At 66.8% G+C, this 15,220-nt stretch carries 13 protein-coding genes; 6 read left to right on the forward strand and 7 right to left on the reverse strand.

What is annotated here, in order from left to right; all coding sequences use genetic code 11:
- The 4 genes from AC27VL_RS16390 to AC27VL_RS16405 form a co-directional block, all read left to right on the forward strand.
- Positions 1–764: hypothetical protein (locus AC27VL_RS16390; RefSeq protein WP_488767413.1), on the forward strand; the 764-nt coding region annotated here is incomplete at its 5' end.
- Positions 765–798: 34 nt separating this feature from the next.
- A complete protein-coding gene (locus AC27VL_RS16395; protein ID WP_346559364.1) occupies positions 799–1,395 on the forward strand; it encodes an IMPACT family protein in 597 nt (198 codons plus the stop codon).
- Positions 1,388–3,166 (forward strand): ABC transporter transmembrane domain-containing protein, encoded by a 1,779-nt coding sequence (locus AC27VL_RS16400; protein ID WP_346579471.1) that lies wholly within the window; start codon positions 1,388–1,390, stop codon positions 3,164–3,166. Before AC27VL_RS16395 ends, AC27VL_RS16400 begins: the two co-directional genes overlap by 8 nt.
- Before the next feature lie 68 nt (positions 3,167–3,234).
- Positions 3,235–3,429 carry a hypothetical protein gene (locus AC27VL_RS16405; RefSeq protein ID WP_088101408.1) on the forward strand — a complete coding sequence of 65 codons (195 nt, stop codon included), beginning with the start codon at positions 3,235–3,237 and terminating at the stop codon, positions 3,427–3,429.
- 166 nt (positions 3,430–3,595) lie between these two features.
- Here AC27VL_RS16405 and AC27VL_RS16410 read toward each other — a convergent pair whose 3' ends face one another.
- The 3 genes from AC27VL_RS16410 to AC27VL_RS16420 form a co-directional block, all read right to left on the reverse strand.
- Positions 3,596–4,720: a prephenate dehydrogenase gene (locus AC27VL_RS16410; protein ID WP_100552284.1), complete on the reverse strand. Its 1,125-nt coding sequence runs from the start codon at positions 4,718–4,720 to the stop codon at positions 3,596–3,598.
- Complete coding sequence (gene pdxY, locus AC27VL_RS16415) at positions 4,717–5,625, reverse strand: pyridoxal kinase (protein WP_099820190.1); 909 nt, start codon at positions 5,623–5,625, stop codon at positions 4,717–4,719. The genes AC27VL_RS16410 and pdxY overlap by 4 nt, the downstream gene beginning before the upstream one ends.
- Positions 5,626–6,202: 577 nt before the next feature.
- On the reverse strand, positions 6,203–7,402 hold the full coding sequence (locus tag AC27VL_RS16420; RefSeq protein WP_100552283.1) for an MFS transporter: 1,200 nt from the start codon (positions 7,400–7,402) through the stop codon (positions 6,203–6,205).
- Positions 7,403–7,475: 73 nt separating this feature from the next.
- Between AC27VL_RS16420 and AC27VL_RS16425 the strand changes: the two genes are divergently transcribed.
- On the forward strand, positions 7,476–8,273 hold the full coding sequence (locus AC27VL_RS16425; protein ID WP_100552282.1) for an AraC family transcriptional regulator: 798 nt from the start codon (positions 7,476–7,478) through the stop codon (positions 8,271–8,273).
- Between the two features lie 99 nt (positions 8,274–8,372).
- Here the strand turns inward: AC27VL_RS16425 and dnaJ are convergent, their stop codons facing one another.
- The 4 genes from dnaJ to hrcA form a co-directional block, all read right to left on the reverse strand.
- Entirely contained in the window at positions 8,373–9,506 is a 1,134-nt protein-coding gene (gene dnaJ, locus AC27VL_RS16430) for a molecular chaperone DnaJ (RefSeq protein WP_488767417.1), read from the reverse strand.
- A gap of 154 nt (positions 9,507–9,660) precedes the next feature.
- Entirely contained in the window at positions 9,661–11,586 is a 1,926-nt protein-coding gene (gene dnaK / locus AC27VL_RS16435; RefSeq protein WP_100552280.1) for a molecular chaperone DnaK, read from the reverse strand.
- Between the two features lie 201 nt (positions 11,587–11,787).
- Entirely contained in the window at positions 11,788–12,303 is a 516-nt protein-coding gene (gene grpE, locus AC27VL_RS16440) for a nucleotide exchange factor GrpE (RefSeq protein WP_089240452.1), read from the reverse strand.
- Positions 12,304–12,366: 63 nt separating this feature from the next.
- The gene (gene hrcA / locus AC27VL_RS16445) at positions 12,367–13,431 is read right to left on the reverse strand and encodes a heat-inducible transcriptional repressor HrcA (protein WP_089240450.1); all 1,065 of its coding nucleotides are present in this window, start codon (positions 13,429–13,431) and stop codon (positions 12,367–12,369) included.
- Positions 13,432–13,546: 115 nt separating this feature from the next.
- Here hrcA and recN point away from each other — a divergent pair, with 115 nt between their 5' ends.
- A complete protein-coding gene (gene recN, locus AC27VL_RS16450) occupies positions 13,547–15,208 on the forward strand; it encodes a DNA repair protein RecN (RefSeq protein ID WP_100552278.1) in 1,662 nt (553 codons plus the stop codon).
- Positions 15,209–15,220: the final 12 nt, after the last annotated feature.

Genomic DNA, 15,220 nt, shown 5'->3' on the forward strand with positions numbered 1-15,220 from the left:
CGACGGTGTTCGCCGTGGGCATCGCCTGGCAGATGCGTCCAGAGCCGCCGTCGGCCCCTGCGGAGGCGGTTGCCACCGCGCCGGCTGCACAGGAAATGGCCGCCGATGCGAACGCCGAAGGCATGTCCTACGACAGCGCGGCCGCCGATGTCGCAGCCACCGAACCGGCACCTGCACCGACAGCAGCACCTGCGGCCGCTGAGGCAGCACCTGCTCCGGCACCGGCCATCGCAGACGTGCCGAAACCTGCGCCCGTGACACCGCGGCAGTTGCCTGCCCCGATGATGGCGCCAGCACCGCCACCTGCGCCCACCGCCGACACAGTCTTTGCCGCGCCTGCGATGCCTGCGGCAGCGCCGCCCGCACCCGAAGCTTATTCGGCGCCTGCGCCGGCCGCCGCGCCTGCGGCTCCTGCCGCCGCGATGAGGGCGCGCAAGGCCACTGCGGCGACGGCGGAAACAATGTCCTCCGCACAGGCCACGGCCGAAGACCGCATCGCGCTCACTGCGTCCAAGCAGGACGCGGCCGGCAGAACCGCACCCGGTGTCATGCGCCGCGCCAGCGATGCCGGCCTCAGCGCGGAGGCCGTGCAGGCCGAAGTGCAGGCCGACGCCGGGCTGCCCCGCCGGCAATGGCTGCAGAAGATCCGCGAGCGTCGCGACGCCGGCCAGCGTGACCTGGCCCGGGCGAGCCTGGAGCGCTACCTGCAGACCTATCCCGAGGCGCGACTGCCAAAGGATGTGCGGCCATTGCTGGACGACTGAGGCACGTCGGCGGCAAGCCCGTAGAATGAAGGGAATGCCCGATACCCTCGCCCAACCGGTCAGCTACACCCTCGACGTCAAGCACAGCCGCTTCATCGCGCATGCCGCGCCGATCGAGGGTGCGTCTGCTGCGCTGGCCTTTCTGCAGGAGGTGGCCGTGGCCGATGCGACCCACAACTGCTGGGCCTACCGGCACGGCCAGGACTATCGCTCCAGCGACGATGGCGAACCGGCCGGCACCGCTGGCCGGCCGATCCTGGCCGCCATTGATGGCCAGGGATTCGACCGGGTGATGGTGGTGGTCACCCGTTGGTTCGGCGGCATCAAGCTGGGCGCCGGTGGCCTGGTCCGCGCGTACGGCGGCGCCGCTGCCGAATGCCTGCGCACCGCGCCACGCCTGCCGCTGGTCGCGATGGCGCGGCTGCAGCTGCTGGCCGGATTCGAGGATCTGGGCGCACTGCACGCGGCCCTGCCCGCCCATGCCGCCGAAAAGCGCGATGAACAATTCGATGCCAATGGCGTGAGATTGCGGGTGGAATTGCCCGCCGACCAGGTCGACGCATTGAAAATCCGCCTGCGCGACGCCACCCGTGATCGTATCCGTATCCAAGATGACCTCCTCGATGACTGACAAGGACGCACCGGCCTCCGACCCGGCCACCCCGCCGCTGCGCCGACTGGGCAGCCTGCGTACGCTGTGGCCGTTCGTGCGCCGCCACAGCGGCTTGTTCAGCGCCTGGCTGCTGGCCCTGGCCGTTTCTTCGGCGGCGACCCTGAGCCTGCCGCCGGCCGTGAAGCAGATGATCGACCACGGCTTCAGCAGCGGCGGCCAGATCAACCGTGCCTTTGCGCTGCTGATGCTGGTGGCTGTGGTGCTGGCGCTGGCGACGGCCGCGCGTTTCTACTTTGTTTCGTTGCTCGGCGAGAAGGTCGTGGCGGATCTGCGCAGCCGCCTCTACGCGCACCTGATCCAGCTCGGCGCTGGCTTCCACGACCGCAGCCGCAGCGGCGAACTGGTGTCGCGCCTGACTGCCGACAGCGAACTGCTGCGCAGCGTGGTCGGCTCGACCATGTCCGTGGCGCTGCGCAGCAGCGTCACCGTGGTCGGCAGCCTGGCGATGCTGTTCGTCACCAGCCCACGGCTGGCCGCCTGGTCGCTGCTCGGCATTCCGCTGGCGGTGCTGCCGATCATCATCGGCGCGCGCAAACTGCGCGTTGTCGCCCGCAGCAGCCAGGATCGTATCGCCGATGCCAACAGCCTGGCCAGCGAAACGCTGGGCGCGGTGCGCACGGTGCAGGCGCATGCGCGCGAACCTTATGAACGCGGCCGTTTCGACCATGCGCTGGGCGATGCGATCCGCGCCGCACGCCGGCGCATCGGCGCGCAGTCGCTGGTCACCGCCAGCGCCATCCTGCTGGTGTTCGGCGCGATTGTCGGCGTGTTGTGGCTGGGCGCGCACGACGTCATCGACGGGCGCCTCAGCGCCGGCACGCTGGGTCAGTTCGTGCTGTACGCACTGATCGGCGGCGGTTCGGTCGGTGCGTTGGCCGAAGTATGGAATGAACTGCAGCGCGCGTCCGGCGGCATGGGCCGCATCGGCGAGCTGCTGCAGGAAGACATCGAGATCCGTGCGCCGGCCACGCCGCGTGCGCTGCCGCAGCCACTGCGTGGCGAAATCCACTTCGACGACGTGGTGTTCAACTACCCGCAGCGACCGGACCAGGCCGCACTGGACCATTTCAACCTGCACGTGCGACCGGGTGAAACCGTCGCCCTGGTTGGCCCCTCAGGCGCCGGCAAGAGCACGGTGCTGTCGATGCTGCTGCGCTTCCACGATCCGGCCGCCGGGCGCATCTGCGTGGACGGCATCGATGTGCGCGACGTCGATCCGGCCGCGCTTCGCGCACAGCTTGCGCTGGTGCCGCAGCAGCCGACGTTGTTCGCCGCCAGCGCACGCGACAACATCCGCTATGGCCGGCTGGAGGCCAGCGACGCCGAAGTGGAAGAGGCAGCCCGTGCCGCCGAGGCCGACGCCTTCCTGCGTGCACTGCCGCAGGGTTACGACAGCGAACTGGGCGAGCGCGGTGCCCGCCTGTCCGGTGGCCAGCAGCAGCGCGTGGCGATCGCCCGTGCCTTGCTGAAGGACGCACCGATCCTGCTGCTCGACGAAGCCACCAGCGCGCTGGACGCGCAGAGCGAGCACGGCGTGCAGCAGGCACTGGAACGATTGATGGCCGGACGCACCACGGTGGTCATCGCCCACCGGCTGGCGACCGTGCTGAAGGCCGACCGCATCGTGGTGATGGACCACGGTCGCATCGTGGCCGAGGGCACGCATGCGGAGCTGCTGGCTGAAGGCGGCCTGTATGCCGAGCTTGCACGCCTGCAGTTCATCGATTGATGACGGCCGGCTAACACCGGCCGGCTCACTCTGACGTCGTAGCGATGAACCACTGAAGGAGGTCGAACATGTCGTTCCGTCAGTTCCCTGCTGTCGACAGCAATGGTGAAAGCCACATCATCATCGAGTTCAAGCCCGAAGCCAGCGGCAGCGGGCATGGCTCCGAGACGACGCCGCGTTATGAACTCGACGACGGCCGCCAGCTGGTGCGCAACGGCCGCGAATTCACCACCAGCGGTGGTGAGGTCAGGCTGTCGATCTAGCGGTCCGCTGTAGCGCCGAGCCCAGCTCGCCTCAGCCGTTGGCTCCGTCAAAAAAAGGTTGGTCATTTTTTGACCAACCATCTTGACAGCCTTGCCCGCCAATGCCTGCAGCCGGTTATCCACATGTTTGCGCAGAAGCCATCCACACGCCCTGTGGATGAATGTTCTATGCAAGCACCCGGCCGATCCCGCTGGCATCCACCTCGGCGGCGGCCGCCGCAATAGCCCTTGGTTCGCTGCCTGCCACGAAACCGATGCGGAAATGCACCTCGCCGGCGGGCGTGCGCGAGGAATGGATCGAGGCCAGGCTGATGCCATGCTGCTCGAACACGTTGAGCAGTTCGCGCAACGACCCCGCGCGGTCTTCAGGCAGATGCACCGACAGTGCGTTGCGCTCGGTCAGGTCGGCCAGCAGATAGCCGACGCGCTCGAAGGTGTAATTTCCCGCAGCCAGCGCCTGATCACCGAAGGCACTCCGGTTGGCCCCAAGCAGGTGTTCGCGGAATGCGCCGCGCGCGGCATCGTCGCCCTGCCCGACCTGCGCCTGCAGCGTCTGCAGCTGGCCGATCAGGCGTTGCAGCATCGGCGCCACATAGGGATTGCCGAACTGGATGTCTTCGTAGATCGCCGGATTCAACGACAGGATGCGCGAGATGATCGCCGTATCCAGTTCGAACGAAGCTGATCGATACGGCAACATTGCTGCCAGCGTGCCCAACTGCGGCTGGTACTCGCGCAGCACACCCGCCTGGGCCAGATGGGTCGCATGCACCATCGCCTGCACCAGCGCCATCATCTGGTCATGGTGCTGCGGCGTGGCCCGCACACACTCTGCCTGCAGTGCCAGGCACAGCGCGTCCACCCAGGGCCGCCAGTGCTGCAGACGCGCCTCGCAGACAACCATCACCCGGCCTTTCAGAGTCGGCGCCTTGGGCGGCGCCGTCATCGGATGCAGGCCCACCACCTCGGCGCGCGAGGCCAGCATCGCCTGCACTGGCGCTTCCTTCACCGAGGTCACATCCAGCCACAAGCGTTCCTGTTCGCGGCCAGCCGACAGGCGCGCGTATTCGGCAATCAACGCGGGCGTGTGCCGGATCGGTGCGGAGAACACCAGCACATCGGCCTGTTCGAGCAGCTGCTCCGGCGCATGCGAATCCGGATCGGCCGGATCGTGGCCGATCACCTGAACCTGCATATGCTGTTCGAAGAACCGGGTCAGCCAGCGCCCATAGGCGCCGGCACTGCCGACGATGCCGACCGTGCGCGGCGTGCGTTCGTGCAGCCCGCTCATGCCAGCCGTTCAGCGCGGAAGCGCATCCCGTCGGCCAACGCCGCCGGTGCGGCCGCGATCACGTCGAACTCCTCGAAACCATGGGCCAGAGTCGCCTCCAACGCCGCATGGGTGCCGGCAATGGCGCGCGAGATGGCCATCTGCATCGGCTCACCGCGCAGCAGGAAGGACACCATCAGCGACATCAGCACATCGCCGGTACCGGCCACGTCGACCGGCAGCAGCGGCGAGGTCCAGCGCCAGGTTTCCTCGCGACCCACAGCCAGCGTCACCAGCTCGCCCGGATTGCCGCCGACGCTGTGGGCCAGCACCCACTGCGGGCCGCGCGCCAGCAGCGCGCGCGAGGCAGCAATGGCATCGGCTTCGGCCAGCGCGGGCATGCCGGTCAGGCGACCGAGTTCGAAGGCATTGGGGGTGACCAGCCAGGCATGCGGCAGCAGGCGTTCAGCGAAGATCGCCTCCAGGCCTGGCTCCACGTAGGGACCGGTGTGGGTATCGCCGATCACCGGGTCCAGGCAGTAGCGCAGCTGCGGGCATGCGGGCAGGATCTCGTCCAGCCAATCGGCAAACGCGGCACCATTGGCGGCGCTGCCGAAGTAGCCGGACACCAGCATCTTCGCCCGCTGCGGGAGACCACGTTCGCGCGTACCGAGCAGCAGGTCGGCAAACCAGTCGCTGGGCAGCACACGGCCACGGGTGGTCTCGTAGAACGGCGCATTGCTCAGCAGCGTGGTCGGGATCGAGGCCACACGCACGCCAAGCGCGCGCATCGGCGGCAGCGCGGCGCTGTTGCCGGCATGGCCGTAGACCAGTTGTGATTGGACCGAAATGACATCGATCGGCGAAGGGCCGTCGGGCCGCTGGCGGCGGCCGTGGACCAGGTGGTTGTCGAGGGATTCGCTCATGCCCGCATTCTACGCCCAAGGGGGTTTTCGGCAGGGCTGCGCCCTGCACCCGCCGAAGCGGTAGTGCCGGCCGCTGGCCGGCAACCTAAACAGCAACAGCAACAGCGGCACTCCGGGGGATGGCGGGGCACTGTGGGTTTGCGGGGACGCCGTGAATCCGTCCATGGAGGCTTGGTCGCCGCATCCATGCGGCTCACACCCCGCAAACCCACAGTGCCCCGCCTTCGACAGTTCCCCGCGAGCAGTAGATCCACGCCATGCGTGGATGAATCTCTGTCGAAATCGAATATCTCAAATCTGAATCGAAGAGCATCCACGCATAGCGTGGATCTACGTGTCGACCAAGGTCGACACCCACCAACAGCAGCGGGCAATTGTCGAGGGCGGGGTGGGTCCGGTTGCGGGGGCGTGAGCGCCATGGATGGCGCGACCGAGCCTACAGGGACGTATTCACGGCGTCCCCCGCAACCGGACCCACCCCGCCAACTCATAGGAAACCAGCTTTTGCTTCGGCCGTTGCCGTTGCCGTTGCCGTTGCCTCGGCGGGTGCAGGGCGCAGCCCTGCAGAAGAACACCCTCAGTGTGCAGCAGGCCTGGACGGCGGCAGCCATGCCGCCACGATGCCCAGCAGCGGCAGGAACGCGGTGAGCTGGTAGACGAATTCGATGCTGGTCTTGTCAGCCAACAGACCGAGCACTGCTGCACCGAGGCCGCCCATGCCGAAGGCGAAGCCGAAGAACAGACCGGACACCATGCCGATCCGGTGCGGCATCATTTCCTGCGCGTAGACCACGATGGCCGAGAACGCGGAAGACAGCACGAAGCCGATCAGCACCGCCAGAATCGTGGTCCACAGCAGATCGGCATGCGGCAGCATCAGCGCGAACGGTGCCACGCCCAGGATCGAGGCCCAGATGATCGGCTTGCGGCCAATACGATCACCCAGCGGCCCACCAAAGAAGCCGCCCGCTGCGGACGCCACCAGGAAGGCGAACAGATGCAGCTGCGCCTGCGCCACCGGAATGCCGAAATGATGCATCAGGTAGAAGGTGAAATAGCTGCCGATGCTGGCCATGTAAAAGTACTTGCTGAAGATCAGCACCAGCAGGATGGCCAGCACCCGGGCGATCGTGCGCGGTGGATGGCGCGCGGCGATCACGCCATGCGTTGCTGGGCGGGGAGCACCCAGATGCAGCGAGTACCAGCGGCCGACGTAGGTCAGCAGGGCAATGCCGATCAACGCTGCACCAGCGAACCACGATGCGGAATGCTGGCCGTAGGGCACGATCACCGCTGCGGCGATCAGCGGCCCCAGTGCCGTACCGAAATTGCCCCCTACCTGGAACACCGACTGCGCCAGGCCATGACGGCCGCCGGAGGCCAGGCGCGCGATGCGCGAGGCTTCCGGATGGAAGATGGCCGAACCGATGCCGACCAGTGCGGCGGCCAGCAGCACCATCGCGTAATTGGGCGCAAAGCCAAGCAGCAGCATGCCGCACAAGGTCGAGGCCATGCCGATCGGCAGGGAGTACGGCGCCGGCCGGCGGTCGGTTGCAAGCCCGACCAGCGGCTGGAAGATCGAGGCGGTGAGCTGGTAGGTCAGCGTGATCAGGCCGATCTGGGTAAAGCTGAGGTTGAAGCCGCCCTTGATCACCGGATAGATGGCCAGGATCAGCGACTGCATCATGTCGTTGACCATGTGCGAGCTGGAGATCGCCGCCAGCACTCCTGGCGATACGGGGCGGGCGGATACGGCGGGAGAAGCCAGAGTCGACATTGCGCACGGTCAGGATGGGGGCGAGCCGTGCATGCTACGGTGGCCATCCGCTCCCTTCTGCCGCGTTCTGGTCATGGCCTATCGCAAAAAGGACACCCCCTGCCCCATCCGCGAAACCGCGCCGTGGAACGACGTGCCGGTACATCGTCCGGTAACCTGCCGCGCACGCGACTACCGCGCCGGCACCCATGTCTCGGCACACAAGCACCGTCGACACCAGCTGGTCTATTCCATGTCCGGGCTGATGGTGGTGCGATCGGAGGTCGGTCGCTGGGTGGTGCCCTCCACTCGCGCCATCTGGATGCCGGCGGGCATGGCACATGCGGTGGACTGCATCGCCGACGTGCACATGCGCAGCCTGTACATCGAACCGGCATTCGCCCCGCACCTGCCGGCAGAGGCGTTCGCCGTGCAGGTGGCACCTCTGCTGCGCGAACTGCTGCAGGCGGCCAGCCTGATCGACGGACCGCATGAAGAGGACAGCCGCGATGGCCGCGTAGTGCGACTGATGCTCGACGAGCTGCACCGCATGGACGTACTGCCGTTGCACCTGCCCGAGCCCGTCGACCCGCGCCTGCACAGGATCTGCCAGCACATCCAGAAGCATCCCGGCGACGAGGCTACTCTGCAGGACTGGGCGCAGGCGCTGGCGATCGACGTGAAAACCATCCAGCGCCACTTCGCCAGCGAACTGGGCATGACCTTCGGCCAATGGCGGCAGCAGGCACGCCTGTTGGCCGCGATGGAACGGCTGGCCCGCGGCGAGAAGGTGATCGATGTGGCGCTGGCGATGGGCTATGAAAGCCCGAGTGCGTTCACCAGCATGTTCAAGCGCCAGCTGGGTCAGACGCCGGCCGCCTTTTTCCGTTGAGCCGTTGAACGGCATCCACGCATGGCGTGGATCTACTGCAACGCAAACGAAAACGCCGGGCAGAGCCCGGCGCTGTCGTTCAACATGTCCGTCGAAGGCTCAGGACGTCATCCGATCCCAGAAGCCCTTCACCCCATCGATGAAGGTGGCCGACTTCGGCGAATGCTTGCGCGCATCCTCGCCGTTGAAGGTGGCCTCGAACTGCTCCAGCAGCTTGCGCTGGTCGCTGGTGAGGTTGACCGGCGTCTCCACCACCACGCGGCAGTACAGGTCGCCTTCGCTGCGGCTGCGCACCGAACGAACACCCTTGCCGCGCAGGCGGAACAGCTTGCCGGTCTGGGTCTCGGCCGGGATTCGGATTTCCGCTTCGCCACCGAGGGTGGCCACGCGCACGGTGTCACCCAGCGCGGCCTGCGAAATGCGGATCGGCACTTCGCAGTGCAGGTCGTCGCCGTCGCGCTGGAAGATGTGGTGCTCACGCACGCGCACTTCCACGTACAGATCGCCCGGCGGCGTCCCCGCAGGGCCAGCCTCGCCCTCACCCGCCAGGCGGATGCGGTCGCCGGTATCCACGCCTGCCGGCACCTTCACCGACAGCACCTTGTCTTCCTCGACACGGCCGTTGCCGTGGCAGGTCTTGCAGGGCTTGGCGATGATCTGGCCACGGCCGCCGCAGTTGTGGCAGGCCTGCTGCATGGCGAAGATGCCACGCTGGATGCGCACCTGGCCGCGGCCATGACAGACATTGCAGGTCTCGACCTTGCCGTCTTCCGAGCCGCTGCCATCGCAGTCGCCGCATTCGGCCAGGGTCGGAATCTCGATGCGGCGTTCGACGCCACGCACCGCTTCTTCCAGGTCCAGCTCCATCACGTAACCGATGTCGGCGCCGCGACGCGCCTGGCGCGGACCGCCGCTGCCGGCACCACCAAAGATGTTGCCGAAGATGTCACCAAAGATGTCGTTCATGTCCGGGCCGCCCGGACCACCACCGCCACCGCCCATGCCGTGTTCGAACGCGGCGTGGCCATGGCTGTCGTACATGCGGCGCTTGTTGCCGTCGGACAGTACTTCGTAGGCTTCCTTGCACTCCTTGAAGGAGGCTTCGGCCGCCGCATCACCCGGGTTGCGGTCCGGGTGGAATTTCATCGCGCAACGACGATAGGACTTCTTCAGTTCTTCGTCGGTGGCGGTGCGGGCAACGCCCAGCACTTCGTAGTAATCGCGCTTGCTCATATCGTGGATCGCATTCCGGAAAGTCGGGATTCGTCAAAGCGGAAGAGCGGAACCAGGTCCGCTCTTGCGTCGGGCGCCCCGACACGCCAGAGGGCGGTCAGGACCCTGATACGACAACGGGACGCTGGCAAGCAGCGTCCCGCGTCGGTCCGGATCAGGACTTCTTGTCGTCCTTGACTTCGGTGAACTCGGCGTCCACCACGTCATCCTGTGCCTTGCCCGCATTGCCGGCGTCGGCACCCGGGGCTGCACCGCCCTGGTCGGCCGAAGCCGCAGCGAACAGCGACTGGCCAGCTTCTTCCAGCGCCTTCGACTTGGCTTCGATCTGTGCCTTGTCGTCACCCTTCATCGCGGTTTCCAGATCGGCCAGGGCCGCTTCGACCTTGCCGATCACTTCGCCGCCGACCTTGCTGCCGTGCTCGGTGATCGCGCTGCGGGTGCCGTGGATCAGGGCGTCGGCCTGGTTGCGGGCCTGCACCAGCTCCTGGAACTTCTTGTCTTCTTCGCGGTTGGCTTCCGCGTCGGCGACCATGCGTGCGATCTCTTCCTCGGACAGGCCCGAACCGGCCTTGATCTCGACCTTCTGTTCCTTGTTGGTCTTCTTGTCCTTGGCCGACACGTGCAGGATGCCGTTGGCGTCGATGTCGAAGGACACTTCCACCTGCGGCAGGCCACGCGGGGCCGGCTCGATGCCGGACAGGTCGAACTTGGCCAGCGACTTGTTGAAGCGGGCCTGTTCGCGCTCACCCTGCAGCACGTGCACGGTCACGGCCGACTGGTTGTCCTCGGCGGTGGAGAACACCTGCGAGGCCTTGGTCGGGATGGTGGTGTTCTTCTCGATGATCTTGGTGAACACACCGCCCATGGTTTCGATGCCCAGCGACAGCGGGGTCACGTCCAGCAGCAGCACGTCCTTGACGTCGCCGCCGAGCACGCCACCCTGGATCGCAGCACCCAGTGCCACGGCTTCGTCCGGGTTGACGTCCTTGCGCGGCTCCTTGCCGAAGAACTCGGTGACCGCCTGCTGCACCTTCGGCATGCGGGTCTGGCCACCGACCAGGATCACTTCGCTGATGTCGCTCGAACGCAGGCCGGCGTCATTCAACGCAACGCGGCACGGCTCGATCGACTTCTTGATCAGCTCTTCCACCAGCGACTCCAGCTTGGCGCGGGTCAGCTTGATGTTCAGGTGCTTCGGACCCGACGCGTCAGCGGTGACGTACGGCAGGTTCACTTCGGTCTGCTGGGCGCTGGACAGCTCGATCTTGGCGCGCTCGGCAGCATCCTTCAGGCGCTGCAGGGCCAGCGGATCCTTGCGCAGGTCGATGCCCTGGTCCTTGTTGAACTCTTCAACCAGGTACTCGATGACGCGGTTGTCGAAGTCTTCGCCACCCAGGAAGGTGTCGCCGTTGGTGGCCAGCACCTCGAACTGCTTCTCGCCGTCGACGTTGGCGATCTCGATCACCGAAACGTCGAAGGTGCCGCCGCCCAGGTCGTACACAACGATCTTGCGATCCTTGTTGTCGCCCTTGTCCAGGCCATAGGCCAGCGCGGCCGCAGTCGGCTCGTTGATGATGCGCTTGACGTCCAGACCAGCGATGCGGCCGGCGTCCTTGGTCGCCTGGCGCTGGCTGTCGTTGAAGTAGGCCGGCACGGTGATGACCGCTTCGGTGACCTTCTCACCAAGGAAGTCCTCGGCGGTCTTCTTCATCTTCTCCAGCACCTTGGCCGAGATTTCCTGCGGCGCCATCTTCTTGGCATCGCTGGTGGACACCCAGGCATCGCCATTGTCATGGGCCAGGATGCCGTACGGGACGTGCGCGATGTCCTTCTGCACTTCGGCGTCGGTGAACTTGCGGCCGATCAGGCGCTTCACCGCGTAGAAGGTGTTCTTCGGGTTGGTCACGGCCTGGCGCTTGGCCGAGGCACCGACCAGGACTTCGCCGTCCTTGGTGTAGGCGACGATCGACGGGGTGGTGCGATCGCCTTCCGAATTTTCGATGACGCGGGCCTTGCCGCCGTCCATGATCGCCACGCACGAGTTGGTGGTGCCGAGGTCGATACCAATGATCTTGCCCATGGGGGACTCCTTGAAGGATGTTGTTTTTGTCAGTCCGGCCGTTCGGCCGGTGGATGAATGGGATGTGGGGGAGGCTCGTGGAACATTCAAGCCACCCCTCGAACGCTGTGTTTCCGCTCGCCCAACACGTTCAGCGTCGGTCGTGCCGATGCCCCGTCCGGGGCGAGGACACCCGCGCCAGGCCTGGCCCGGCGCGCGGGGTCAATCGGCGGCAACCACCACCAGCGCCGGCCGCAGCAGGCGCTCGTTGAGCAGGTAACCCTTCTGGAACACGGTCACCACGCTGCCCGGGGCGGCGCCGGGGGCGGCGACCTGGCTGATCGCCTGGTGGTGTTCCGGGTTGAACGGCTGGCCGGTCGGGTCCAGCAGGACCAGGCCGTTGTCGGCGGCAACCTTCAGCAGCTGCTTGTAGGTCATTTCCAGACCTTCACGCAGCGGATGGGCATCGTCGCCGGCGGCCTTGAGGCCGGCATCGAGGCTGTCGAATACCGGCAGCAGCTCGCCCAGCAGCTTTTCGTTGGCGAACTTGCGGGCCTGCTCGATATCGCGGGCCACGCGCTTGCGCTGGTTGTCGAGGTCGGCGCGCTCACGCAGCGCTTCGGCCTTGACCTGCTCCACTTCGGCACGGAGCTGTTCGATCTGTTCGTTGACGCCCTCGGCGGCAGCTGCGTCGGCGGCGGCCTGCTGGGCGGCGATGTCTGGCTGATCTTGATTCATGTCTGGGTCCCTGGCGGTCACTCTCCGCCTCCACCCACCCTAGTGTGGGCGGGATGCTGCGTTTCAAGCGTCCGATGCACCTGGACTTCGCCCGCCGGGCGAAAAGGCCGCACCGAGCACATCGGCGGTGGCCTGCACCAGCGGGATCATGCGGTCGTAGGCCATCCGTTTCGGCCCGATCACGCCCAGCACACCCAGTACCTGGCCATTGGCGGTGTATGGCGCGGTGACCAGCGAGACGCCCTGCAGGGGCACCACGCCGGTTTCTTCGCCGATGAAGATGCGCACGCCCGGGGCCTGGATGGTCCGCTCCAGCAGCTGCAGGATCTCGCGCTTGCTGGAAAACAGCTCGAACAGTTCGCGCAGGCGCTCCAGGTCGGACAGGTCCTGCACCCCCATCAGACGGGTCTGGCCGGCCACCAGCATGTCGTCGGCCGGCGGCTGCAGGGCCTGCTCGGCCAGCTCGATGCTGTGCGCCAGCACCTGTTCCAGCTCGGACCGCGCGTCGCGCAGCTCCAGAAGCAGGCGGGTACGGATCTCGGCCAGGGGCAGTCCGGCGAAGTGGGCATTGAGGTAATTGGCCACCTGCTCCAGCTGCCCCGGTGCGAAGTCCTGGCGGGTCTCGATCACCCGGTTCTGCACCTCATTGTCGGCAAACACCAGGATCGCCAGCACCCGGCGCCCGTCCAGCGCCACGAAATCGATCTGGCGGAAGGCGAACTGCTCACGCCGCGGCGCGCTGACCACGCCAACAAAATGACTCATCGCCGACAGCAGCTCCGAGGCACTGCCGAGCAGGGCCTGGGTACTGCCGCCTCCGGCCAGCTCCTGACGCAGCCGGGCCAGCTCACCTTCGCCCGGCGGCTGCATCTGCAGCAGGCTGTCGACGAACACCCGATAGCCATGCGCGGTCGGAATCCGGCCCGCCGAGGTATGCGGCGACGCCAGCAACCCAAGATCTTCCAGGTCACCGAGGATGTTGCGGATGGTGGCGGGACTGACCTCCAGGCCGGCCACGCGCGCCAACGTCTGCGAGCCCACGGGTTCGCCGTCCTGGATGTAGCGCGCGATCAGCGTGCGCAGCAGGTGCCGCGCGCGTGGGGCAAGTTGGTCGGGAGAACCGTGCATGGAATCAACCTGTGAGACAGGGACATTAGATAATGGCGACGCATCCCCTTGGCAAGTCATTGGACGACCCCGCCGCGCGTGCTAGCGTTGCGCGGCTGCAGACACCCCCTTACCCATGCTCAGACATCTTTCAATCAAGGATTTCGCCGTCGTCCGCGCCACCGAACTGGAGTTCGGGCCGGGCATGACCGTGGTTTCAGGCGAGACCGGCGCGGGCAAGTCGCTGATGGTCGACGCCCTGGGCTTCCTGTCCGGCCTGCGCGCCGACAGCGGCGTGGTGCGCCATGGCGCCGCCAGGGCCGAACTGTCGGCCGAGTTCGCGCTGGACCAGCTGCAGGCCGCCCGCCAGTGGCTGGCCAGCAACGAGCTGGACGATGAAGACCAATGCCAGCTGCGCCGCGTGATCCGCGCCGACGGCGGCTCACGTTCGTGGATCAACGGCCGTCCGGTCACGCTGGCACAGCTGGCCGACCTGGCCGGCCTGCTGGTGGAGATCCATGGCCAGCACGAGCAGCAGGCCCTGCTGACGCGCCCGTCGCAGTTGGCCCTGCTGGACGCCTATGCCCGCAACGAAAGCGAACGCCGCCAGGTACGCCGCGCTGCCGCCACCTGGCAGGCGCTGGTCGATGAATCCTTGGCACTGTCGCAACAGGGCGATGTGAGTGACCGCATCGGCTTCCTCGAACACCAGCTGCGCGAAATGGACCGTGAGGATCTGGAACCGGAGTCGATCACCGCGCTTGGCGCCAGCCATCGCCGCCAGGCCCATGCCAGCGCCCTGTTGAGCGCCTGCCAGACAGCTACGGACCAGCTCAACGGTGACGAAGGCCACTCGGCGCTCGATCTGCTGCAGCAGGTGCGGCATGAACTGGCGCGGGTGGCCGAACATGACCCGCGCCTGGGCGACGTCGATGCCTTGATCGACAGCGCCTCCATCCAGCTGCACGAAGCCCTGGCCCTGCTCGACCGGGTACATGACGACCTGGATGCCGATCCGGACCAGTTCGAGGAGAACGAGCGGCGTCTGGGCCGCCTGCACGATCTGGCACGCAAGCACCGCGTGCCGATGGATGAGCTGGGTGCGCAGCGCGAACGCATGCATGCCGAAGTGGAGCAGCTGCGCGGCGCCGACGAACGCCTGCAGCGCCTGGCCGGCGAGATTGAAAAGGCCGCAGCGGCCTGGCGTGTCGAGGCCGCGGTGCTGACCACCAGCCGCCGCACCGCTGCTGCCGAGCTGTCGGCCACCACCACCGGCATCATCGCCGAGCTGGGCATGGGCGGCGGCCAGTTCCTGATCGAGCTGGAGCCGCAGGACAACGGCAAGCCGGACCCACAGGGTGCCGAGCGCGTCGAGTTCCTGGTGGCGGCCAATGCCGGCCAGCCGCCGCGTGCGCTGCGCAAGGTCGCTTCCGGCGGCGAGCTGTCACGCATTTCGCTGGCCATCGAGGTGGCCGCGCTCGACCTGGACGCGGTACCGACCATGGTGTTCGACGAAGTCGACTCCGGCATCGGTGGCGCGGTGGCTGACATCGTCGGCCAGAAGCTGCGCGCCCTCGGCGAAAAGCGTCAGGTGCTGTGCGTGACCCACCTGCCGCAGGTTGCCTCCAAGGGCCACGCGCATTACCGGGTCAGCAAGGCACCGGTGGAAGGCATGACCCAGAGCTCGGTGGAGAAGCTGGACACCAAGGCGCGCGAGGAAGAGCTGGCGCGCATGCTGGGTGGCGTGGAAGTGAGCAAGGAAGCCCGCGCCGCCGCGCGCAAGCTGTTGCAGGCCTGAGGCTGGTGGCGC

It is taken from the genome of Stenotrophomonas sp. 14P6.2.3 (assembly GCF_057799055.1).